Genomic DNA, 23,893 nt, shown 5'->3' on the forward strand with positions numbered 1-23,893 from the left:
GCGTCAGGCCGTAACGCCCAGTCGCTTCAGCCGCGTTGCCATATCCGGGTTCACGGCGAGATCGGGCATGCGGCCCTCGGCCAGTGCCGCCACCTGCCGCACGGTATCGAAGGCCTGATGCTGGATCGCCGCCGGCGTCAGCCCGCCGATATGCGGCGTGGCAATCACATCGCTGCGGCCGGCAAGGACGGCTGAGGGCATCTGGTCCGGTGCGCGCCCGACATCCATCGCCGCGCCGGCCAGATGGCCGGAGTCGAGCGCCTGGACGAGTGCTGCTTCATCCACCAGTTCGCCGCGCGCCAGGTTGATGAAGTAGCTGCCAGCTTTCATGGCGGAAAAAGCCTGCGCGTTCATCAGGTTTTCGGTCTGCGCATTGGCGGGTGCCAGGCAGATCACGAAGCGCGACGCATGCAGCAAATGCGACAGCGCCACCTGTTCCACATAAGGCTCGGTGATCGTCACGGCCGGATCGGCGGCCAGCACCGTCATGCCCATGGCATGCGCCAGTTTCGCAACCCGCTGGCCGATGGCGCCATAGCCGATGATGCCGACGCTGGATTTCGAGAGCTGCACACCCATGCGGATGGCGGGCGGTTGGCCGTTGCGATAGGCCTGCACGGCGCTGCTCACGCCGCGCGACAGATCGATCATGAAACCGATGGCCAGTTCGGCTACCGCGTCGATGAAGCCGGCGGTGGCGCGCGTCACCAGCACGCCGGCCTTGTTGGCGGCGTCCAGGTCGATATTGCGGATATCCATGGCGCAGCGCACGAAGGCGACCAGCTCGGGCAAAGCTGCGAAGATTTCGGCCGGGCCGGTGGTCTGGCGGTCCGACACGATCACCTGGCAGTCGCGGGCACGCTGGATCAGCTCGGCCGGCGTCAGCGGCGTGGCGCGGTCATGCAACTGCACCTCGCCATGCCTGCGCAGGGCAGCCAAGGCTTCCTCGCCGTAATAGTTCTTCAGGGCGTCAGGGGTGTGGCAGAGCAGGATACGCATGATGAAACTCGATCAATGGGACAGGCTGCGGCGCGGCTTGCCCGGCGGGGCGACCGAGCCGCGCACCAGCAGCGTGGACTTGAAGCGGAATTCGTCCGGCATCGTGTCGGGCTCTTTCAGGCGCAGCATGATGCGGTCGACCATGGTGCGGGCCAGCTCGGGCAGCGGCAGGCGCACGGTGGTCAGCGGCGGCGCGGTATAGGCGCCGAGCGGAATGCCGTCCATGCCTATCACCGACATGTCGTCGGGCAGCGTCAGGCCGCGCTCGCGCAGGCCGGCCATCAGCCCGACGGCCATCATGTCGTTGATGGCGACGGCGGCGGTCGGTTTGTCGGGATGCTTGACCAGCGGCTCGGCCAGGCTCTGACCCAGTTCCGCCATCTCCTCGTCGGCGTAATGCGAGGCCGTGCTGCCTGCGATGATCACCGCCTGCATGCCGGCGGCCTTGGCCGCATTGAGGAAGCCCTCGCGCTTCTCGGCGCGGCTGAAGGTCCAGCCGGACGGCGTGAGGAAGGCGATGGTGCGATGGCCATGTTCGGCCAGATGCTGTACGGCCAGACCGGCGCCGGCGACGTTGTCGGCCGAAACGTAATCCAGGATCGGCTGGCGATCACGGCGCGCGTGGCTGTCATAGCTGACGGCGGCGAGGCCGCGTGCCACCGGTTCCTCGAAATGGGTCTCGTCGGCCAGCGAGGAGATGACGATGGCGCCGCGCACGCCCTGCGACCACAGGTCGTCGAGGAAGGCGCGCTCCTGTTCGGCCTTGCGGTAGGTATTGGCGACGATGACGCGGTAGCCGTATTGCTGCTGCGCCACGGTCTCGATCTCGCGCGCCAGCAGGCCATAGGAGGGATTGGCCATGGAGGGCACCAGCAGGCCGAGCAGTTGCGCCTGGCCGGTCTTGAGCTGGCGGGCGGCGCGGTTGGGCTGGAAGCCGAGCAGCGCCACGGCCTGCTCGACCCGGCTCAGGGTCTCCTTGCTCATGCGGTCGGTGCGGCCGTTGAGCACGTTGGAGACCGTGGAGGTCGAGACCTTGGCGAGCCGGGCTACGTCGCTGATGGTGGACATGATCAGTTCATACCGAATTGCGCCGGAAGCCAGAGCGAGAAGGACGGGAACACGATCAATATAATTATTCCCAGCGCGAGGATGGCAAGGTATTTCGCCATTGGCCGCGCCACGTCCTCGACCCGCGTGCCGGTCATGGTGCAGGTGGCGAACAGGCCTAATCCTACAGGGGGAGCAAACAGTCCGAAGCCCATGGCGATCACCATGATGGTGCCGAAATGCAGCGGGTTGACGCCGAGCTGGGCCGCGATGGGGGTCAGCAGCGGCCCGAAGATGATCAGCGCCGGGGCACCCTCCAGCACGGCACCGAAGAAGATCATCACCAGCGTCGCCACCACCACGAACATCATGCTGCCGTAGTTGCGGCCGAAGTCGATCAGGGTGTGTGAAATCAGGGTCGGAATCTGCTCGATGGTCAGCGCATAGGCGAATCCGCTGGCCGCCGCCACGATGAACAGGATGCTGCCGGCCATGGCGGAGGACTGCACGAACAGCCTCACCGTCACCTTCACCGTCAACTCGCGGAAGGCGAGGCCGCCGACCACCAGCGCATAGACCACGGCGAAGGCCGAGACCTCGGTCGAGGTCGCCACGCCGGCGGTGACGCCGCGGCCGACCATCAGGATCATGACCAGCGCGACCAGCGAGCCGCCGACCAGTTGGGCCATCGAGCGATCACTGGCTTTCAGATACTGCGGTTCGACCTTGCCGCCGAACCAGATGGCGACGGCGGCGAGCAGCAATGCCAGGAAGGCGGCCGGCATGAGGCCCGCCACGAACAGCCCGCCGACCGACACATTGGCGACGAAGGCGAAGATGATCATGTTGACGCAGGGCGGGATGGTCTCGGCCATAACGGCCGTGCATGCAAGGAGTCCTGCAGTCTCGTTGGGATCCTGCCGGCTGCGGCGCACGGCAGGCATGATGATGCCGCCGACGGCCGCGATATCGGCCAGCTTGGAGCCCGAGATGCCCGAGAAGACCGCCGTGGCCACGATGGTGATCAGGTTGATGCCACCCCGCATCCGGCCCATCAACCGCAGCAGCAGCTCGATCAGGCGCGAGGACATGCCATTGGCTTCCATGGCGAGGCCGGCCAGCACGAAGAAGGGAATTGCCAGCAAGACGAAGTGATCGGCACCGGCCGCCACCTGCTGCGAATAGATCACCATCGGCAGCGAGGGATCGGCGAGGAAATACACCAGGGATGCAAAGGCCAGCGCAAAGGCGATCGGCACCCCGATGACGACGCTGCCGATGAAGCCCACCAGCAGCAGGGCGAGCGGCGAGGGCGCCGAGGCCCAGTGCAGGCTGTGCCAGGCCCAGATGACGGCGCAGAAGATGATGGTGCCGACCAATGTGCCCAGCGCCAGGCTGCGCGGCGCCTCGAAGGCATTGGCCAGCGCGAAGACGGTCATCGCCAGACTGCCAAGCAGCACCGGATAGACGTAGATGCCATGCGGCAGGCCCAGCGGCGTGGTCTGGCCGGCGCTCTCTTCCAGTAAAGAATATGTTGTTGCCAGCAGGGCCAGCGCCACGCCGGCCACGATCCAGCGGCCGGTCTGTACCAGCGCTGCCTGCCAGTGCGGCGGGAAGGCGGCGCGGAACACGTCGATGCCGGCATGGTGGCTGCGGCCCAGCGCGGTGGCCGCACCGAAGAAGACGAGCGCCACCATCAGGGCGCGGGCCACTTCCTCGGCCCAGTCAACCGGGTCATGCAGGAAGTAGCGGAAAATCACCGAGATGAAGACGACCAGCACGTCGATCAGCAGGGCGATGGCCGCGATATGCTCGATCACATGCAGGCCACTGCGCAGCAGCGCGCCGCCGCGGCCATAGCGGTCATAGAGGATCGGTGTGTCGACGGCGGCCATGCTGTTCATGTCTGTCTTCCCTTTATAGCGCCGGCCCTGCGTGCGACCGCAGGGCCGGGCTTGACCAGTCTGTCCGGTTAGGCGCGCGCCTTGGCGATGGCGTCGAAGACCGGCTTGGTGGAGGGATACTGCGTCATGAACTGCGCATACAGCGTCTCCGAGATCGGCTTCGCAATGGCAGCACGATCAGAAGCGGGGAACGCGGTGAAGGTGACGCCCAGTTTTTCCAGTTCCTTCATCGCCTCGGTCGCCTTGGCGTCGGCGATGGCGCGCTCGGCGATGGTCGCTTCCTTGGCGGCGGCCAGGAAGGCGTCCTTGGTGTCCTTGGTCAGCTTGGCCATGCCGCGCTTGCCCAGCGCGCAGATCATCGGGCTGAACAGATGGTCGGTGCGCAGGCAGAACTTGGCCACTTCATAGAAGCGGTTGGACAGCACGGTGGCCGGGTCATGTTCGAAGCCGTCGACCACGCCGGTCTGCAGCGCGGTGTAGAGCTCGTTGACCGGGATCGGCACCGGCACGGCGCCCATGATCTTGAAGGTCTCGATGAAGGCCGGCGCCGGCAGCACGCGCAGCTTGACGCTCTTCAGGCCGGCCAGGTTCTCGGCCTTGGCGCGGGTGTAGACGCTGCGGGCGCCGAAATGGAAGCCCCAGCCCAGAACGCTGATGCCCTTGCGCTCTTCCAGCATCGACTCAAACGTCTTGCCCACGCCGGTATCCAGCGCCTTGGCGCCATGGGCGTAGTTGTCGAACAGGAAGCCGAGATCAAGTGCGCCGAGTTCCGGCACGGCGGTGGCCCAGATCGATGAGCCGGTGATCATCATGTCGACCGAGCCGATGATGACCTGCTGCACCACGTCGGCTTCCTTGCCGAGCTGGCTGTTGGGGAAGAAGTCGAGGCGGATCTTGTCGCCGACCTTGGCCTTCAGGTTCTTCTGGAACAGGTCAAACCAGACATGATGCGCGGCATTGGGGTCGATCGGCATCGAGGAGGAGACGCGGAAGGTGATGGGCGCCGCCTGGGCCAGGATGGCGGGCGAGGCGAACAGCGAGGCGGCGGCCACCCCGGTACCGGTCTTGATGAAGCTGCGGCGTGAAATCGGCATGATGGTGTTTCCTTTCCCTGACGGTTTCTTGTTTTGTGTATCGATTTACTAAATCGATTTACCTTGGCGATAAGGGGGGTAGTTGTCAATCCTCATTCACGCATACCCTAAGGGGTGATGGGCTGAAGATTGACAACCGTGGTTGTGTCCGCAAGCTCATGGAAAATGGGCATCGGGACGACTCGGCCTGGTTTTTGGGGGAATACATGATTGGTGGATTGAGAAGCGGCCTCGCTGCTCTGATGGTGGCGACGCTTGCGTTGCCGGCGGTCGCGCAAATGACGATGCCCGGCAAGTTTGAGGTCACCGATACCGGTTCGGCCAGTTACACGATCCCGATTTCAGTCGTGCCGGGCACCGCCGGCCTGGAGCCGAAGCTGTCACTCTCTTACGACAGCCGCAGTGGCAATGGTTTGCTGGGGGTGGGGTGGAGCCTGAGCGGTCTTCCCGCCATCACCCGCTGTGGTCAGACGATCGTGCAGGATGGTAGCTCCAGCAGCATTGCTTATGATGCTAACGACCGCTTCTGCCTGGATGGCCAGCGGCTGATCGTGACCAGTGGCACCTACGGCGCCGACCAGACCGAATATCGCACCGAGCGTGAGAGCTTCAGCAAAATTGTCTCGTTTGGTACTGCCGGCTCTGGTCCGGCCTGGTTCAAGGTCTGGACCAAGGCCGGCCTGGTGATGGAATTTGGGAACACGGCCGACAGCCGCATCGAGGCGCAAGGCAAGGCGGCGGTCCGCGTCTGGGCGATTAATAAGACCGGTGACACCAAGGGTAATTATTTCTCGGTTTCTTACGCTGAGGATGCTGCCAATGGCAGTTATCAGCCCAATCGTATCGACTATACCGGCAATGGGGCAACGGCGCCTGTCAACTCGGTACGTTTTGTCTATGCCGCGCGCACAGACCTTGAGTTGGCCTATGCCGGCGGCAGCCAGGTCAAGCAGATGCAGCGTATGATTAATGTGCAGGCCTATAGCGGCGCTACGCTGGTCCGCGATTATCGCATTGCCTATGAGCAAAGTCCGCTCAATGCACGCTCGCGCATCACCAATATCAAGTCTTGCGATGGCGCGAATGTCTGTTTGCCACCAATGACGCTGACCTGGCAGGGCAGCTCACAGATTGCCGGCAGCGATGTGGGTGCTGGGGGCGGCAACCAATATTGCGACCCCGTGACGACGGGCCCGAAAACCAACATCATCGCCGATGCTGATTGGAACGGGGATGGCCGGGTGGATGCCTTCTGCACCGTGGGCAACAATGGTTATTTCGTGCTGGCCAATGCTACGGGCGGCTTCGATGCACCATTCAAGACGGAAAGCAAGAGCTGGAGCCTCTATACGGTCGTCATCGGCGACTGGAACGGTGATGGGCGCAGTGACTATCTGGTTTACCGCAAGGGCACGACCGAAGCCGTGCAGTTCTACCTGACCAACGCCGATGGCGTGTCCTTCACGCAGGGCAGCTTCGCGCCGACCACCTGGCAGACCTACGACCTCTTTGGCGGTGATTTCAATGGTGATGGCCGCACGGATCTGCTGCTGCAGACGCGCAGCAGTGGTGGCATGAGTAAGATCATGCTTAGCAATGGCGATGGCACCTTCACCGATGCCAACCTGAGCATTCCCGGTTTTTACGGCATGGGTATGTATGTGGCGGATTTCAACGGCGATGGCCGCGCCGACATCTTCCCGGTGCCCAGCGCATTTGGTGCCATCATGAAAATTCACCTGATGGGGCCAGGGGGCACGACTTACACAGCCGTCGGGACGCTGGGCTTTGGCTGGCAATACCTGCGCACGCTGATCGGCGACGCGAATGGCGATGGCATCATGGACATGATCATGCCGGGAATTCCGCCTGGCATGACCACAACCTACATCTATCTTGGCGATGGCACCGGCAACTTTGCCCCGCTGATCCATAACTCTGGAACGCTCGGTTACGTTGTTGGCGACTCCAATGGTGACGGCCGTGCCGACTTCGTCACGGCTGCTGTCCAGGCGAACGGTTTCATGCTTGAGACATTGAAGATTCCGTCCGGCTATTCGACTTTTGCCTGGGGTAGTGTGAGTGGCGGTGGCGGCCTCGGGCCGGCGGTGATGCCTGGTGCGGACTGGAATGGCGATGGCGCACCGGATCTGTTCTGGCAGGGCTGGGATTACATATATGACGAGAACGGCACCATCGTGGGTTCGCAGCCGATCTCGGTGTCAAAGCGCCGTCCAGTCGCTTTCGTGCCCGAGCTGGTGACGCAGATTGCCAGCGGTACCGGCGCAGTGACCAAGCTGACCTATGACCGCATCAATAAGGGTGCGCCGCTGTATGCCAAGGATACCGGCATATTGGCCTGCGCCTATCCTTGCATCGACTTGCAGGGACCGATGTATGTGATCAGTGAAGTGAAATCTTCCAATGGCGTCGGTGGCGACTATCGCAGCACCTATCGCTACGCTGGTGCCAAGGCTGATATCTTGGGCCGCGGCTTCCTTGGCTTCCGCCAGATGACGGTGAAGGACGAGCAGACCGGTGTCGAGCAGGTGACAACCTATCGGCAGGATTATCCCTTCACCGGGCTAGTCTCTAACCGAGAGAAGAAGCTCGCTGCACAGGTGCTCAACCGCTCGACCAATACCTACGACAATACGAATCTCGGCGGTACGCGGCGCTATCCCTTCCTGACTCAAAGCCTGGAAGAGAGCTGGGAACTGAGTGGCGCCGTGCTGCCGGCAGTCACGACTAGTTATCAGTATGACGCCTATGGCAATGCCACGCAGATCGGCGTCAGCACCGGTGACGGTCATTCCAAGACGACCGTGAACACCTACAGCAATGACGGCACCGCCTGGTTGCTTGGCCGCCTGACACGTTCGGAAGTCACTAGCACCACCCCGGGGAACTGATTTCGCTCTGTATCGCCTATGATAGGAGAGGCATTGACGCCGGCTCTCCGACCGGCCGATAGTGCTGGGTATTCTCCAGGTACACAGATGAATGAGAAGATCAGGCCGCTGAAAACGTCCCTGCAGGCCGGCCTGGCCGAGCGCCTGGACACCGCGTTGCAATGGCGGATCGAGCGTGCAGCCCTGCGTGCCGAAGATGTCGCGGCCTCCATCGGCCTCGTGCCGACGGCACTGGCCGAGAAGCGCGCCGGCCAGGACGCAATCCTGTTCCAGGATGTCGAGGCGCTGGAAGAGTTTTTCGCCGTCATCGGCTTTCCCGGCCTGATCGATGAGCTGCGCCAGCCGCCGGGCTGGTCGGCCCAGCCGCTGCCCATGAGTTCAGCCAGCGGCAATGCCGTTGCGCTTCGTCTGCTGGAGGCCGCGCCAGAAATCCGCAATGCCGGTGTCTCGCTGCCTGAATTCCTCGGCGAGAAGGGTCTGCTCGCCTATGTTCACATCATGATCAAGACCGATGACGCGATCCGGACTGTGCATTGCGGCGGCGCGGCGACGGCCCATGCGGTCAATGTCGATCGCAGCATTCTCGGCCGTGACCTGCGTACACTCAGCGACCGTGCCTATGGCCTGTTCCTGCACAATCATGTGGCCGATCTGCTGCGGCGCGGTCATTCTGATCTCAGCCGCATCACCTCACCCACACTGCGCTACTCGCGACTCAGCATTCCGGCCGGCGTCACGCTGGTGGCCTATTCCTTCGATGTGGAAGCGGGCGAAGCCTTCTCGCTCCGATAGACGCTTATGGCGCAGCCGCGAGCGCGCGGCCGATCTTTGGCCCGATGATGGCCTCGCCGCAGATGCTGAAATGGTCGGTATCCCGGTACATCAGGCAGTCGCCGGTTAGCATGGAGGATTCCCTGATTCCCAGGATATCGACCAGCGAGACATAGGCAATCCCGGCCGCCTGGGCGTCAGCCTTCAGGACGACATCCAGTGCGGCGAAAACCGAGATCGACACTGGGTTGACCTTCAGCCCGGCCTTTGCCAATGCACGCACGTTGGTCATGTCGGTGCCGGCCTCCACGAAAGGCCCGAGCCAGACGACGGCATGCTTGGTTTGCAGGTGCTGCAACCAGGCTGTCAGGCGCGCGATCGTCTCGCGATGGATGCTGTAGCCCTTGCCTCTGATGAAGGTTTCCGAGCTGCCGGCATTGCCCAGATGGTCGCGCAGCAGATACGAGCCCGACTGATGGAAGGCGACGGTGCCGATCGCATCCTTCTGCCGGTCGGCGAAAGCCTCGAAGGCCTGGTAATGGCAGTAGGGCAGGCTGTCATGCGGGCGGCAGCCGCCGCGCGAAATGCCGACGACAAAAGGCGCGGTCTTTGCCCGGTACAGCGCGTTATAGATGTTCATGGCATGGGAGTCGCCCAGAACCACCAGCGCCTTGCCATGCAGCGCGGCGCAGGCCGCGAAACGGCGCTCGAAGGTTTCGTCGACCGTCTCGCTCCAGAAATTGCATTTGCCGTCGTCACCCATGACGGTCGAGATGTCGTACTGGGTATGGGCTTTCACCAGTGCATAGACGCGCTGCTCGTCGGCATTGAGACGATGCGCGTAATAATAATCCTCGAACCCCTTGTAGCGGGCGGCCAGCAGCCCGGCGCCGGTGAACAGGATGATGCCGCCGACCGCGAAGGCGGCAATGGCGCCGCGCCCCACCGTGGCGCCGCGGCGGAAGGGCTGCTCGACAAAGCGCCAGCTCAGATAGGCGAGGACAAACGTGAGCAGGATCAGCGCCGCAAAGCCTGCAGGCCCTGGCTCGCCGGCCATGCGGGCAAAGACGAAGAGCGGGTGATGCCACAGATAGGCGCTGTAACTGATCAGGCCGATGGCTGACAGCAGGCCCAGCAGGCGGCCGATGGCGGTCTTCTGCGTCGCGAACAGGATCACCAGTGCCGTGCCGGCTGTGGCAGGCAGGGCCGACAGGCCGGGGAACACACTGGTCTTGGTCAGCAGGACGACCGAGGCGAGGATCAGGGTGAGGCCGGCGAAGCCGGCGGCCTCGCTGAGCCAGCGCGCCGGGGCGATCCGCACATAACAGAGCAGGGCGCCGATCAGCAGCTCCCAGCCGCGCGTCGGCAGCAGGAAGAATGCGGCCGAGGGATAGTTGCGTGCGCCGAATTCGGCCAGCGCGAGACTGGCGATGGCGCAGACCGTCAGCAGGGCGGCGACGCTGGCCCGGCCTAGTCGCGACGTGAGCATCAGCAGCAGCGGGAACAGCACATAGAACTGTTCCTCGACCGCCAGGCTCCAGGTATGGAGCAGCGGCTTGGTTTCGGCGGCCGCGGCGAAATAGCCACTGCCGCTCCAGAAGAAGATGTTCGACGAGAAGGTCGCCACGGCGGCGATGCTTTTGCCGAAGGCCGTCAACTCTTGCGGCTGCAGATACAGCCAGGCAAAGGGCAGGCAGGCGAGCATGACCAGGAACAGCGCCGGCAATATGCGCCGGGCGCGGCGCTCGTAGAATCTGGCGATCGAGAATGTGCCGGCCGCCTGGTCAGACAGGATGATCGAGGTGATCAGGTAGCCGCTGATGACGAAAAAGACGTCGACGCCGATGAAGCCGCCGCCGAATCCGCCGATGCCCGCATGGAACAGGATAACCGGGATTACGGCTATCGCGCGCAGCCCGTCGATTTCCGGTCTGTAATGCATGATGTGTGGGGGTGCGGATCGGTTTGGTGTGTCGATTGTCCGCGCCGATTTTACGGGCCGGCCATGCCAATGAACAGGCTTTCGGTCGGCCACCTTGCGGCGCGCGATTCGTCAGGCTGTCTTGCAATGTCAGGAGATGAAAATGGTGGGCGGTACTGGGATTGAACCAGTGGCCCCAGCAATGTGAATGCTGTGCTCTACCGCTGAGCTAACCGCCCGCCAGACGGACCGGGAACCGATCCGCAAACTCAAATCGTGTGCAGCGTATAAAGAGGCCGCCTGAAAGTGTCAAGCGGCCTGTTGTTTCAAGAGCTTAGCGTAGCCTTTGCCGGGGCAGTCCGGCGGTTTCCTGATCCCTCTCGCCGGCCTAGGCCGCCGTGCGCTTGCGTTCCACGGCAAAGGGGCTGAGGCCAAGCCAGGTCTGCATGGTTTCGGCGAGTTCGCGGGCGCCGGTCAGGGTGACCCTGTTGCCGGCCTTTTGCACCGTGAGAAGGCCCATCCAGATTTCGGTCATGGTGCAGAGGTCGGTCGAGACATAGAGGTCGACATCGAAGCCGGGGTCGGACCAGCACAGGTCGACTGCGCCATCGGCCTCCACCACCAGCCACCAGTTCTGCTTCGACGCCGGCAGGTCGGAATACAGGAATTGGATCACGCTGCGTTTTTTCGGCAGCGGCGTCGGATCGAGATTGCGCCGCATGTCCCACATCAGCAGCGATGGATCGAGGTTCTTCAGCGACAGCCGCGCCTCCACCCAGCGCTGCCCCCACAGGCCCATGGCTTCGACCACGGCGCGCAGGTCCTGACCCGCTTCGGTCAGGTGATAATCGAAAATGCCTTTGTCCGATTTCAGTTCCCGCCGTTCCACGATGCCGGCGGTTTCCAGTTCCTTCAGCCGCTGCGACAGCAATGTCGGCGACATCTTCGGCACACCGCGGCGCAGGTCGTTGAAGCGCGTCGATCCCGCCACCAGCTCGCGCAGCAGCACCATGGTCCAGCGCGTGCACAGCACTTCGGCGGCCATGGCGACAGGGCAGAACTGTTTATATCCGGGCTGGTACATGATGCGGTCTCCGATGAAAGCGGCGGGACCTTAGGCGCGAACGAACCGCCGGCACAGTACAGAAACTGTACCCGCGCCACTACAAACCGCGGACTAGAGCGTCGCGTCGCGTGTCTGCGAGGGTGACGCACCGGTGCGGGATTCCCCTATGCGCCGCGCAATCTCTCAGGAGTTTCAGTGCAATGACTGTTTATGTGATCGCTGATATCAAGGTGACGAATGATGGCTGGGTGCCGGCTTATGCGGGTGCGGTTCACGATCTTGTGCACAAGCATGGCGGCAAGTATCTGGCGCGCAGCGGCAACGTGGTCACCATGGAGGGCAAGCCGCTGGATACCAGTCTGATCGCCATCATGGAGTTTCCGACGGCGGCGGCGGCGAATGCCTTCACGTCCGATCCGCAATACGCGCCCTTCGCGGCGGCGCGCAAGGCGGGCAGCGAAAGCCGCTTCCAGATGATCGACAACAGCGATCTGGCCGGCACCATTCCGTATCTGCGCAAGGCGTAAGCCTGCACTGACAGAACGGTGGACAGGCCGCGCCGGTTTCCGGTGCGGCCTTTTTCAATGTCTAGTAAAGGCCGCCGGTGCCTGAAATCGGCGCCGAGCCGGCGCTGGTGCCGACGCCCGAGATGCTGTCGCGTTCGGCGGCCATCGAGCCGTCGAGCACGGCGGCGCGTTCGCCGACCTGCGGTTCGGTGCCGGGACGGAAGGCTTCCAGGATTACATTGCGGTCGCCCGGCCGGGCCAGTTCGCCGGTTTCGGCCTGCACGCGCACCAGGCGCACGCCCGGCGGCACGCGGAACTGGATGTTCGGCTTGCCCTGCAGCGCCTCGGCCATGAAGTCCTTGAACACCGGTACCGAGACGGAAGCGCCGGTCTCGCGCTTGCCCATGTCCTTCGGCGTGTCGTAACCGATGAAGACGCCGACCGCGAGGTCGGGGCTGAAGCCGATGAACCAGGTGTCCATGCTGTCATTGCTGGTGCCGGTCTTGCCGGCCAGCGGCTTGTTCAGTTCGCGGATGCGGATGCCGGTGCCGCGTTGCACCACGCCTTCCAGCATCGACACCATCTGATAGGCGGTCACGCTGTCGATCACCTGCGCACGTGTGTCGGGCAGCGCCGGTTCGCCCTGGCCGGCCCAGTCGGACAGGCAGCCGGTGCATTCACGCTTGTCATGGCGATAAACGGTGACGCCGTTGCGGTTCTGCACGCGATCGATCAGGGTGGGCGTGATCTTCTTGCCGCCGTTGACCATCTCGGCATAGGCCGTGGTCATTTTCATCAGCGTGCTTTCGCCCGCGCCCAGCGACATCGACAGCATCGCCGGCATATTGTCGATCACGCCGAAGCGCTTGGCATTCTCCACCACCTTTTCCATGCCGATGGCCTGGGCCAGGCGCACGGTCATCAGGTTGCGCGACTTCTCGATGCCGACGCGCAGCGTGGAGGGGCCGTAGAACTGGTTCGAGTAATTACCCGGCTTCCACAGCGGCAGGCCCGGACCCTGGTCGAGCACGAAGGGCGCATCCAGCACCAGCGACGACGGTGTGAAGCCGCTATCCAATGCCGCCGTGTAGACGATCGGCTTGAAGGATGAACCCGGCTGGCGCATTGCCTGCGTCGCGCGGTTGAACTGGCTGACCTTGAAGTCGAAGCCGCCGACCAGCGCCAGCACGCGGCCGGTATGCGGATCCATGGCGACCAGGCCACCGCCGACTTCGGGAATCTGGCGCAGGGAATAGCCGTTCTGCGGCTTGGCGGCATCCAGCGGCTGCACGGCGATGACGTCGCCGATGGCGACGACTTCCGACGGCGCGCGCGGCACCGGGCCGAAATGATCGGGGCCGAGCTTCTTGCGCGCCCAGCGCAGGCCGGCATAGGGCAGGATGCCCTTGCTGCCATCGGCGAAGGTGAGTGCTGCGCTGTCATTTTCCACAGCGGTCACGACGGCGACCTTCCAGGTGACCGACAAGCCCGGGAAAGGCGGCAGGGCGACGAGTTGCGCGCGCCAGTCTGCACCAGACTGCAGCTTGGCCAGCGGGCCGCGCCAACCGCCGGCGCGACGGTCATAGGCTTCCAGGCCATCGCGCAGCGCGCGCTCGCCCAGCGCCTGCAGCTTGGGATCCATGGTGGTGCGCACGCTGAGGCCGCCTTCATACAGGCCCTTCTCGCCGAACTTCACGACAAGATCGCGGCGCACTTCCTCGGCGAACCAGTCGGCGCGCGCCAGTTCCGATTCCGGACGCGCCAGCGCCACCAGCGGTGCGGCGATGGCGCTGCGCGCCTGCTCCACGGTAATGACGCCGTCTTCCTGCAGACGCTCGATCACCCAGTCGCGGCGGGCCTTGGCGCGATCCAGATGGCGCACCGGATTGTAGTTGCTCGGCGCTTTCGGCAGCGCGGCCAGATAGGCGGCCTCCGGCAGGGTCAGGTCGTAAAGCGACTTGTCGAAATAGATCAGCGCGGCGGCGGCGACGCCATAGGCGCCGGAGCCGAGATAGATCTCGTTCAGGTAAAGCTCGAGGATCTTGTCCTTGCTGAAGGTCTTCTCGATGCGGAAGGCGAGGATGGCTTCCTTGGCCTTGCGGCCGAGGGACACTTCATTGCCGAGCAGGAAGTTCTTCGCCACCTGCTGCGTGATGGTGGACGCGCCGACCGGGCGGCGGCTCTGCGCCAGGTTCGCCACATTCTGCACCACGGCGCGCAGGATGCCGACCGGATCGATGCCGCTATGGGCGTAGAAGTTCTTGTCTTCCGCCGAGAGGAAGGCCTGGATCACCGGCTTGGGGATCGCCTGGATCGGCACGAAGAGGCGGCGCTCGCGCGAGTATTCCGCGATCAGGCGGCCGTCGCCGGCATGCAGCCGGGTCGTCACCGGCGGCTCGTAATTGGCCAGCTGCTGATAGTCGGGCAGGTCGCGGCCGTAATACCACAGGCCGACCAGACCGGCGACGCCGGCACCGATCACGCCGATCACGGCAAGGAACATCAGCAGGAAAAAGCGCGACAGAAGACGCATGGACGGAAGGCTTCCCCAATATGATCCCGAGCGGGATCCGAGTTTCGGCGTACAGGTACTCCCGAATGATCGCTCTGTATAGAGACAACATTATGGCGTGATAAAGGCCATGGCAGCTTTGATGTTACCGGGATTTAACGCCAGGAATGTGGGCGCTTGTCGCTAACATTTCTTCACGGGTTCGACAGGGGCTTCGATGTCAGAAAAAGCAGTGCTTTTGCAAGCGCATACCGGCTCCTGACCTTAAGGGGTGATTGTTCGAGGGCCTGAGTCAGTGGACTGTAAAAACGTGCAGTCGATCGATCATCCAAGAAAACGTGCAGTCGATTAGATCATCAAAGAGTCGGCATCTAACAGGGGACGAAACCACAATGAAAAAATCAATCTGGGGATTGGCCGCCCTTCTGGCCATATCTGCCGTATACGATGCGTCTGCGGCGGATCCCGGCGTTGCCGCGGATAAGATCGTATTTGGCCAGGCCGCACCGCTGACCGGTCCGGCTTCCAGCCTGGGCACCGGCATGCGGGACGGCATCCTGGCTGCTTTCGGTGAAGCCAATGCCGCAGGTGGCGTCAAAGGCCGCAAACTGGAACTGGTTCCGCGCGATGACGGCTACGAGCCCGATAAATCCGCGGATGCGTCACGCAAGCTGATCGATGACGACAAGGTCTTTGCCCTGATCGGTCCCGTCGGCACTCCGACCTCTGCGGCGGTGGAACCGATCGTGGCGGAAAAGAAGGTCCCATTTATCGGACCGTTCACCGGCGCGGAGTTCCTGCGCAATCCCTACAAGCCGCATGTGGTGAATGTGCGTGCATCGTATTTCCAGGAAACCGAGGAAATGGTCGAGCGTCTGACCAAGGATCTCGGTCACACCAAGATCGCACTGCTCTATCAGAATGACGCCTTCGGTCGCGCCGGACAGGCCGGCATCCAGAAGGCCCTGGATAAGCGCGGCATGAAGGTGGCAGGCGAGGCGACCTTCGAACGCAACACCACGGCGGTGCGTCAGGGCCTGCTCGATCTTCGCAAAGAAGATCCGCAGGCCGTTGTCATCATCGGGCCTTATGCCCCGGCAGCGGAATTCATTAAGCTGGCGAAACAGGTGAAGTTCAACGCCACCTTCGTCAACATCTCCTTCGTCGGCGCTGATCCGCTGGCCGAGGCACTGGGAACCAATGGCGGCGGCGTGGTGGTGACGCAGGTCGTGCCGTTCCCTTATGACACCTCGGTGCCGGCGGTTGACCGTTACCAGAAGGCGCTCAAGGCGCATGTTCCGACCGCGCAGGTCGGCTTCATTTCGCTGGAAGGCTATCTTGTCGGTCGACTGGTCATTGCAGCGCTCGATCGTCTGGGCGGTGAACCGACCCGCGCGAGCCTGCTCGATGCCCTGTCGAAGGGCGAGTATGACCTCGGCGGTTTCAAGCTGACCTTCGGCGCGAATGACAATCAGGGCTCGGACACCGTGTTCCTGACGGTCATCGGCGACGACGGCAAATACAAAGCCGTGAAGAGCCTGAAGTAGTTCTGTGCGGCGTGCCTCGTCATGTGACGGGGCACGCCGGCGGTTTCTGATTTTTGAGGGATACCATCATGACTGACGTTGCCGCAGATGGCGCGGGGGTGCATGCGGCGGCCTTCCTGCGCCGCAAGATGGGGATCGGAGCCAAGCTCTATATCGCCTTCTTTTCCATTGCCGGGTTGATGCTGGTATCGAGTGGCATCGGCGGCGCTTTTTTCGGGAGCATCGGCAATCAGCTTGATCGCGTGGTCGAGAATAGCCTGCCCGCGGTCACCACCTCGCTCAACCTGGTCGAACATAGTTCCGAACTGGTCGCTATTGCCCCGGCGCTGAGCGCTGCGGAGACTGAAGCTGATCGGGCGCGATTCTACGCCATGGTTCTCAAGATCAAGGATGGGATCGGGGTCGAGTTGCAGCGCCTGCAGGACCATGGTGTTGAAGCATCGGAAATCGCGGCCATCCGGACGATGGTCGAGGCCTTCTCAGCGGAAATCGTCAAGGTCGATGCCAGCGTGAAGGCGCGTCTCCAGTTCGAGGCCCGGCGCAAGCAACTGATGGCTGAGGTCGACAAGATCAATGAAGGCTTTAGCAAGCAGGTCGCCTCGCTGCTCGATGAGATGGCGTTCAATGTCACTATCGGCCTGACCGGGGTCGACGAGAAGAAGTCGGGCAAGGAGATTGCTGCCGAAATGGTGGCGCTGGGCAACGAATTCGGCCTGGTGCAGAGCCTGTTCGAGCTCAGCTCCGAGTTCAATGCAGCCATCAACATCACTGAAACGGCGGCGCAAACACTGACCGCATCGTCGCTGCGCATCCTGCAAGACCGGTTCGAGGGCCGTGCGACCAAGATGCTGCGCAGCATGGAGAACGTGCAGAAGGCGAAGGCCATGCCGGAACTGCGCACGGCAGTCGAGGGTATGGTTCAGCTTGGCCGTGGCGACAACGGCATTTTCGCCGTGCGCACGCGTGAAGCCGAGGCGATCCGGAATTCTGACGCCGCCCTGACAGCCAGTCGCACGCGCGCTGCCGAACTGACGGCGCGAACCAAGGCGGTGGTGGGGAAGGCCAATGCCACAGCGCTGGACGCTGCGGGATCGTCCTTCGCGGTCGTCAAGCTCGGCACCTCTGTGCTGGTCGGCCTGGCCGTTCTCGGCATTGTGGCCGCGCTGGCCGTGGCCAAGTTCTATGTCGGGCCCCAGCTGGTCGACAAACTCACCAACCTGACTGGCGCCATGGCGCGCATCTCGAAGCGCGAATGGAGCACGCCGATCCAGGAACTGGAGCGGACTGACGAAGTCGGCGACATGGCGCGCGCAGTGCAAATCTTTCGGCAGAATGGTCTGGAAAATGAACAGCTGCAGAAGCAGGTCGAGGAAGGCCGCGTCACCTTTGAGCGGGAACGTGTGAGCCAGGAAGAGATGATCGACCGTTCCGTGGGCCTGATCGTCGCCGCGGCTGCGGCCGGCGACCTGTCGCAGCGGATCGATGTTGCGCCGCTGCAGGGTGTGATGCGGAAGCTGGCCGAGGGCGTGAACGCGCTGCTCGACAATTTCTCCGGCGCAGTCGATGCGGTGAATCATACGCTCGACGGTATGGCGCGTGGCGACATGACAAACCGCGTGAATGGGGAATTCCAGGGTGTCTTCGCCACCTTGCAACGGAATGTGAACCAGACGGCGGAGCAGTTGTCCGACGTGATGCAGAAGATTTCCCAGGCTGCCCGCACGGTACGCGACGCGGCCGGTGAAATCTCGTCGGGATCGACCGACCTGGCCGGCCGCACCGAACAACAGGCCTCCAGTCTCGAGGAGACGGCGGCTGCAATGCATCAGATCACCTCGACGGTGAAGCACAATGCCGAAAATGCCGAGGCCGCCAATCAGCTCTCGGCTACGGCGCGGGCGACCGCGGATCGTGGCGGCAGCGTGGTCGGCAATGTAGTCACCGCCATGGACCAGATCGAGGACAGCGCGCGGAAGATTGTCGACATCGTCGGCCTGATCGACGAAATCGCTTTCCAGACCAATCTGCTGGCCTTGAATGCATCCGTGGAAGCGGCGCGTGCCGGTGAAGCAGGCAAGGGCTTCGCGGTGGTGGCGCAGGAAGTGCGCGCGCTGGCGCAGCGCTCTGCCGAGGCCTCGAAGCAGATCAAGGATCTGATCGCGCTGTCGAACAACCAGGTCCGTCAGGGCGCCGATCTGGTCAAGCACGCGGGCGCCGCGCTGAAGGAGATCGTCGGCGCGGTCAACAAGGTGGCTGATATCGTGGCCGAGATTTCCGCAGCCAGCCGCGAACAGGCGACCGGCCTGGACGAGGTCAATACGGCTGTGGCGAACATGGATGAGATGACCCAGCGCAATGGCGCTCTGGTCGAGCAGACCACGGCTTCGGCGCAGGCGATGGCGACGCAGGCAGACCAACTCAATGAACTGGTGGCCTATTTCCGGACCTGAGTCCGGCTACCGCGTTTCCGCGCCGAAAAACCGGTCGATGGCGGTGACCACGGCGCCGGCCAGCCGGTCGCGGCCGGCGTCCGAGAACAGCAGGGCCTCGTCGCTGGGGTTCGAGATATATCCGAGCTCCAGCAGAGCCGACGGCACGTCGGGCGCGGAGAGCACGCGGAAATTCGCCGCGCGCACGGCGTTGCGCCGCAGCGGTGTGGCCTCGCTCAAGGACGCTGTGAGCAGGCCGGCGAAGCGGCTGGACAGGCGCGTGGTGTCACGCGAGGCGAGGTCGAGCAGGATCGAAACCACATCATCCACATCGCCGGCGCGGCTGCTGTCGCCCAGCTGGTCGGCGCGGTTCTCGCGCAGCGCCAGCGCTTCGGCTTCCTTGTCGGTCGCGGCCTCGGCGCGGGTATAAATGCTGGCGCCGCGTGTCGCGCGGTCGGCGGCCAGGCTGTCGGCATGGATGGAGAGGAAGAGGTCGGCTTCCTTCGCCCGGGCAAGGGCCACACGTTCAGGAAGACGGATGAAGCGGTCGTTGTCGCGCGTCAGCAGCACGGTGTAACGGCCGGTGGCGCGCAGCTTCGCCGCCAGGCTCCGCGCCACCTGCAGGGTGATCTCCTTTTCATAGCGCCCCGAGGCGCTGATCGCGCCGGGATCCTGCCCGCCATGGCCGGGATCGAGCACGATCAGGCGACGGCGGTCGCGCGCGGCGGCGGGCGGCGGCGCGATGTCGACAGCGGTATCGAGCGGCAGATGCACCGGCGCGGCGAAGGCGAGGCTGAAGGCATTGGGCTCGGCAGGCCGCAGGTCGATCACCAGGCGATGGCCGGCCGCTCCCTGCGGTTCCAGCCGGAAGGCGCGCTCGATCACGGCAGGCTCGATCAGTTCGATGGCGATCGAGAGCGGACCGTTCGGTGTCGAGACGGGTAATCCGAGCGCCGCCACCAGCCCCCCGGCGGTCGCCTGCGGCGGCGGGGCGGCCCAGCGCATGTCGGCGAGGGTGAGCTGCAGGCCCAGGCCGTCGGCGCTGGCCGCCAGCATGGCTTCGGGTGGGCCGGAGGCCTCGATCACCAGCCTTGTGAGGCCGGCATTCAGGCCAAGCTGCAGCCGGGTGAGCCGCAACGGCTCCGCTGCGCCCGAGTCGGCCGCCCAGCCGCATAAAAATATGAATAATATCAGTAATTTATGGAAAAGGCCGGGCTGTCCTGCCGCGTCGCGGCAAGAAAGACCTTGTGGGTATGCCCTGCCAAAGCGTAGCATGCAGATGCGAATATCCGAGTCAGACCCGGACGTCCAGCCAAAGGCCTGTGGAATAAGGTTTTTCCTTACTTTTCAGGTCCCGGTGCGGGAGCGGAAGGGTCGGCGTAGCGACGATGAGTTTGACCGCACCCATCCAGAGTTCAGCCCGAAGGAGGCGACCTGGCGCGGAAGGACCCCGGAGCGGCGCTCAAGACACACCGGATGATATTTAACCTTCGAAGCACCCGCGCCAGCCCAGTTCTCATTCGGGCTAGGCTGGACGGAGGCTCGGCAGACCGGCGCCGCGGCGCGCTCAGCGTTCTTTACCCGCTGATGAAGCGCCCACTCACCGGTCGACAGGATCACTACCGCCGCCACCCCGTTCTCTAGGGCCGCGACGGGCCGATCCGGCCGCAGTCCGCTTCGAGAGCAAAGGCGCGCCGCCGTTTGTTATTCGCGCGGGCGGCGCCGCGCCGCAGGAATAGTGCCTCATGGGCATGCGTATGTTGATTGATGCGACCCATCCGGAGGAAACCCGGGTTGTGGTCGTGAAGGGTACTCGGCTCGAAGAGTTCGATTACGAGACCTCCACCAAGCAGGTAAACAAGGGCAACATCTATCTCGCGCGGGTCACCCGCGTGGAGCCCTCGTTGCAGGCGGCCTTCGTTGAATATGGCGGCAATCGCCATGGCTTCCTGGCCTTCAGTGAAATCCATCCCGACTACTATCAGATCCCGATAGCGGACCGGCAGGCGCTGCTCGCGCAGCAGGCCGAGGAAGAGGCGCGTGCCGCCGAAGCCGAGGAAGCCGAACTGGCCGCCGAGGAGGCCCGCAAGGCGTCGCGTCGTCGTGACAAGCAGCAGTCTGCCGAAGCGAGCGATGAGTCCGACGACCATCAGGATGCCGACGATCACAACGACGGCGTTGAGACCGTCGAAGGCGATTTCGAAACCGTCGAAGAGATCAAGGCCGACGACGCAGCCCCCGTTGCGGAAGCTGCTGTCGAGCCCGAAGCCGCACCGGTCGTTGAGACCGCGCCGGCTGTCGAGCCGGTGGCTGAAGCCGCTGCCGAGACTCCGGCTGCCGAAGCGCCCGCCACCGAAGAGGCTGCTGGCCAGCCGGCCTACTGGAACGTGCCGCACGTGGCCGAACCGGTGCCGACCGTCTCCGCGCCGGTCGATGGCGAGGAGCATGGTGAAGACGAGCATGGTGAAGAAGCTGAAGCCAAGGACGGCAAGGGCGACGATCACCAGGAAGACAGCCGTCGCCGCCGTCGCGCCAGCGCCTTCCGTCGTTACAAGATCCAGGAAGTGATCAAGCGCCGGCAGATCATGCTGGTGCAGGTCGTGAAGGAAGAGCGCGGCAACAAGGGTGCGGCGCTCACCACCTATCTGTCGCTGGCCGGCCGCTATTGCGTGCTGATGCCCAACACCGCGCGCGGCGGCGGCATTTCGCGCAAGATCCAGTCGCAGGCCGACCGCAAGCGTCTCAAGGCGATCACGGCGGAGCTGGATATCCAGGACGGCATGGGCGTGATCGTGCGCACCGCCGGCATGGAACGCTCCAAGCCGGAGATCAAGCGCGACTTCGAATACCTGCTGCGCAGCTGGGACAGCATCCGCGAGCGCACGCTGGAATCCTCCGCCCCGGCCCTGATCTACGAAGAGGCCGGCCTGATCAAGCGTTCGATCCGCGATCTCTATTCGGATCAGATCGACGAAGTGATCGTGGAAGGCGAGGAAGGCTATCGCTTCGCGCATGACTTCATGCAGATGCTGATGCCCAATCACGCCGAAAACGTGAAGCAGTATCAGGACAAGATCCCGCTGTTCACCCGCTATCAGGTCGAACAGCAGCTCGATGCGATGTTCTCGCCCACCGTGCAGCTGCGCTCGGGCGGTTACATCGTGATCAACCCGACCGAAGCGCTGGTCTCCATCGACGTGAACTCGGGCAAGTCGACCCGCGAACACAACATCGAAGAGACTGCCTACAAGACCAACCTGGAGGCGGCCGAAGAGGTCGCCCGCCAGTTGCGCCTGCGCGATCTTGCCGGCCTTGTCGTGATCGATTTCATCGACATGGAAGAGAACCGCAACATCCGCAAGGTGGAGCAGAAGCTGAAGGAATGCCTGCGCAATGATCGCGCGCGCATCCAGGTCGGCCGCATCTCCGGCTTCGGCCTCCTGGAGATGTCGCGCCAGCGCCTGCGTCCCAGCCTGCTGGAAAGCTCGACCATGCCCTGCCCGCATTGCCAGGGCCGTGGCTATGTCCGTTCGATTGAATCCACCGCGCTCACCGTGCTGCGTGCGATTGAAGAAGAAGGCATCCGTGACCGCTCGGCCGAGATCACGGTCGCGATGTCGGCGGAAGTGGCGCTGTACCTGCTCAACCACAAGCGCGACCGTATCGGCGACATGGAACGCCGGTATGTGATGCGCGTGATCCTGGCTGCCGATCCCAGCCTGGTGCCACCGGACTTCCGCATTGAACGCAGCAAGACGCGTCAGCCGGGTGACGTGAACCGTCCGGAGGTGGCGCCCAAGCTCGATCCGATGCGTCCGATCACCCAGGAATCGGCTTATGCCGAGGACGATGAGACCGAGAGCGGCGACGAGAGCCAAGTCGAGGAAGCCAGCGCCGAGAATGGCAGCAGCGAAGAGGGAGGCGAGGGCGATGGCCGCCGCCGCCGCCGCCGTCGCCGTCGTCGCGGTCGCAATGGCGAACGTGGTCCGCGCGATGGCGAGGAACAGTCCGCCCAAGATGAAGACCGGGGCGAAGCCGCCGCAGGCGAAGCCTCGGATGCCGGTGACGACGCCGGCCCCGAAGATGCCCGTGATAGCGATGAACAGGGCGAGGATCAGGCCGAAGGCGCAGAGGGCGCCGAGGCTGCCGGTGAAGGCGCCGAGGGTGTTGACGGTGAAGGCCGTCGCCGCCGTCGTGGCCGTCGAGGTGGCCGTCGCCGTCGTCGTGACGAGAATGGCGAGCCGCGCGCCCCGCGTGAGCCGCGTGCCCAGGACGACCGTCCCCGCCAGGATGACCGCCAGAACGATCGTCCGCGTCGTGACGACAGCCATGGCAGCGCCATGACCCCGGCCGCGCTCGGCGCGATGCTGGATGGCGTGCCGAACTTCGAGTTCGACGACGAAGAGCCGGTTCGCCCGGCGCCGAAGCCGGCTGTCGCTCCTGTGGCCGCGGTGCCTGCACCGGTCGATCAGACCTCGACGGCACCTGCGGTGTCGCCGGCTATGCCGGCGTCGGAGCAGACTCCGGCAACGCCCGTCGTGCAGAGCACCGGTCCGGTCTTCGAGACCGTGGTGATCGCGCCCGATGGCAGCGCCGACAAGCCCGCGGCAGATGCCGCGCCGGCCAAAAAGGGTTGGTGGCGCCGTTGAGCATCGGAGTGAGCGAACCAACGATCCGTCGCGCGACCGAACAGGATGAAGCGCGCCTCGGCGCGTTACAGAAGCGCGCCTATGTGAAATACGTGCCCCGCATCGGGTCCGAGCCGCAGCCGATGGCCGAAGACGCCGCCGGCCTGCTGCAGTCCTACGAGGTCTGGGTGGTTGATGGCGTGGAAGACGGTCTGGCCGGCGCGCTGGTGCTGCGCTCGGCCGACGACCATTTGCTGATCTGGAGCGTTGCCGTTGATCCGACCCAGCAGGGCACAGGTCTCGGTCGCCGCCTGCTCGACTTTGCCGAAGAGCAGGCACGCCAGCGCGGCCTGAAGGAAATCCGCCTCTACACCAACGCGCAGTTCACCGAGAACCGCACGCTCTACGCCCATCTCGGCTATGCCGAAACCGGCTCCGAGCAATATGAGGGCCGCGAGCTGGTCCACATGGCCAAGTCGCTGCCGGCGGCGTAAGGCTTAATTTTTCAGAGAATGCAAAACGGCCGGGCCCGAGAGATTCTCTTGGCCGGCCGTTTT

15 protein-coding genes and 1 tRNA gene are annotated in these 23,893 nt (G+C 63.8%); 7 read left to right on the forward strand and 9 right to left on the reverse strand.

What is annotated here, in order from left to right; all coding sequences use genetic code 11:
- Positions 1-3 precede the first annotated feature (3 nt).
- The 4 genes from AC1RRT_RS15800 to AC1RRT_RS15815 all read right to left on the reverse strand — a co-directional run bounded on the left by AC1RRT_RS15800 (position 4) and on the right by AC1RRT_RS15815 (position 5,044).
- Positions 4-999, reverse strand: coding sequence for an NAD(P)-dependent oxidoreductase (locus tag AC1RRT_RS15800; RefSeq protein ID WP_493014769.1), 996 nt, complete (start codon positions 997-999; stop codon positions 4-6).
- A gap of 12 nt (positions 1,000-1,011) precedes the next feature.
- Entirely contained in the window at positions 1,012-2,067 is a 1,056-nt protein-coding gene (locus AC1RRT_RS15805) for a LacI family DNA-binding transcriptional regulator (protein ID WP_493014770.1), read from the reverse strand.
- Between the two features lie 2 nt (positions 2,068-2,069).
- Complete coding sequence (locus AC1RRT_RS15810; protein ID WP_493014771.1) at positions 2,070-3,950, reverse strand: TRAP transporter large permease; 1,881 nt, start codon at positions 3,948-3,950, stop codon at positions 2,070-2,072.
- A gap of 68 nt (positions 3,951-4,018) precedes the next feature.
- A complete protein-coding gene (locus tag AC1RRT_RS15815) occupies positions 4,019-5,044 on the reverse strand; it encodes a TRAP transporter substrate-binding protein (protein WP_493014772.1) in 1,026 nt (341 codons plus the stop codon).
- A gap of 206 nt (positions 5,045-5,250) precedes the next feature.
- Between AC1RRT_RS15815 and AC1RRT_RS15820 the strand changes: the two genes are divergently transcribed.
- Positions 5,251-7,956, forward strand: a complete 2,706-nt coding sequence (locus AC1RRT_RS15820; RefSeq protein ID WP_493014773.1) for an FG-GAP-like repeat-containing protein — start codon at positions 5,251-5,253, stop codon at positions 7,954-7,956.
- 87 nt (positions 7,957-8,043) lie between these two features.
- On the forward strand, positions 8,044-8,748 hold the full coding sequence (locus AC1RRT_RS15825; protein ID WP_493014774.1) for a hypothetical protein: 705 nt from the start codon (positions 8,044-8,046) through the stop codon (positions 8,746-8,748).
- Between the two features lie 4 nt (positions 8,749-8,752).
- Here AC1RRT_RS15825 and AC1RRT_RS15830 read toward each other — a convergent pair whose 3' ends face one another.
- From AC1RRT_RS15830 to AC1RRT_RS15840, 3 genes are all read right to left on the reverse strand, one after another.
- The gene (locus AC1RRT_RS15830; RefSeq protein ID WP_493014775.1) at positions 8,753-10,669 is read right to left on the reverse strand and encodes an acyltransferase family protein; all 1,917 of its coding nucleotides are present in this window, start codon (positions 10,667-10,669) and stop codon (positions 8,753-8,755) included.
- 143 nt (positions 10,670-10,812) lie between these two features.
- Positions 10,813-10,887: transfer RNA gene (locus AC1RRT_RS15835), tRNA-Val, on the reverse strand.
- 149 nt (positions 10,888-11,036) lie between these two features.
- Entirely contained in the window at positions 11,037-11,732 is a 696-nt protein-coding gene (locus AC1RRT_RS15840; protein ID WP_493014776.1) for a winged helix-turn-helix transcriptional regulator, read from the reverse strand.
- A gap of 182 nt (positions 11,733-11,914) precedes the next feature.
- On the opposite strand from AC1RRT_RS15840, the gene AC1RRT_RS15845 reads away from it, so the two are divergent.
- Positions 11,915-12,241 carry a DUF1330 domain-containing protein gene (locus AC1RRT_RS15845; protein ID WP_493014777.1) on the forward strand — a complete coding sequence of 109 codons (327 nt, stop codon included), beginning with the start codon at positions 11,915-11,917 and terminating at the stop codon, positions 12,239-12,241.
- Between the two features lie 61 nt (positions 12,242-12,302).
- Here AC1RRT_RS15845 and AC1RRT_RS15850 read toward each other — a convergent pair whose 3' ends face one another.
- Positions 12,303-14,753 carry a penicillin-binding protein 1A gene (locus AC1RRT_RS15850; protein WP_493014778.1) on the reverse strand — a complete coding sequence of 817 codons (2,451 nt, stop codon included), beginning with the start codon at positions 14,751-14,753 and terminating at the stop codon, positions 12,303-12,305.
- A 371-nt stretch (positions 14,754-15,124) separates the two neighbouring features.
- On the opposite strand from AC1RRT_RS15850, the gene AC1RRT_RS15855 reads away from it, so the two are divergent.
- Together AC1RRT_RS15855 and AC1RRT_RS15860 are read left to right on the forward strand one after the other, a co-directional pair.
- Positions 15,125-16,279, forward strand: coding sequence for an ABC transporter substrate-binding protein (locus AC1RRT_RS15855; RefSeq protein WP_493014779.1), 1,155 nt, complete (start codon positions 15,125-15,127; stop codon positions 16,277-16,279).
- A 68-nt stretch (positions 16,280-16,347) separates the two neighbouring features.
- Entirely contained in the window at positions 16,348-18,729 is a 2,382-nt protein-coding gene (locus AC1RRT_RS15860; protein ID WP_493014780.1) for a methyl-accepting chemotaxis protein, read from the forward strand.
- A 6-nt stretch (positions 18,730-18,735) separates the two neighbouring features.
- Here the strand turns inward: AC1RRT_RS15860 and AC1RRT_RS15865 are convergent, their stop codons facing one another.
- Entirely contained in the window at positions 18,736-19,845 is a 1,110-nt protein-coding gene (locus AC1RRT_RS15865; RefSeq protein WP_493014781.1) for an N-acetylmuramoyl-L-alanine amidase family protein, read from the reverse strand.
- A gap of 608 nt (positions 19,846-20,453) precedes the next feature.
- Here AC1RRT_RS15865 and AC1RRT_RS15870 point away from each other — a divergent pair.
- Positions 20,454-23,357 (forward strand): Rne/Rng family ribonuclease, encoded by a 2,904-nt coding sequence (locus AC1RRT_RS15870; RefSeq protein WP_493014782.1) that lies wholly within the window; start codon positions 20,454-20,456, stop codon positions 23,355-23,357.
- Positions 23,358-23,365: 8 nt separating this feature from the next.
- Positions 23,366-23,830 carry a GNAT family N-acetyltransferase gene (locus AC1RRT_RS15875; protein ID WP_493014783.1) on the forward strand — a complete coding sequence of 155 codons (465 nt, stop codon included), beginning with the start codon at positions 23,366-23,368 and terminating at the stop codon, positions 23,828-23,830.
- The last annotated feature ends 63 nt before the right edge of the window (positions 23,831-23,893 follow it).

The sequence above is a fragment of the Ferrovibrio sp. GW821-FHT12B10 genome (assembly GCF_058807515.1).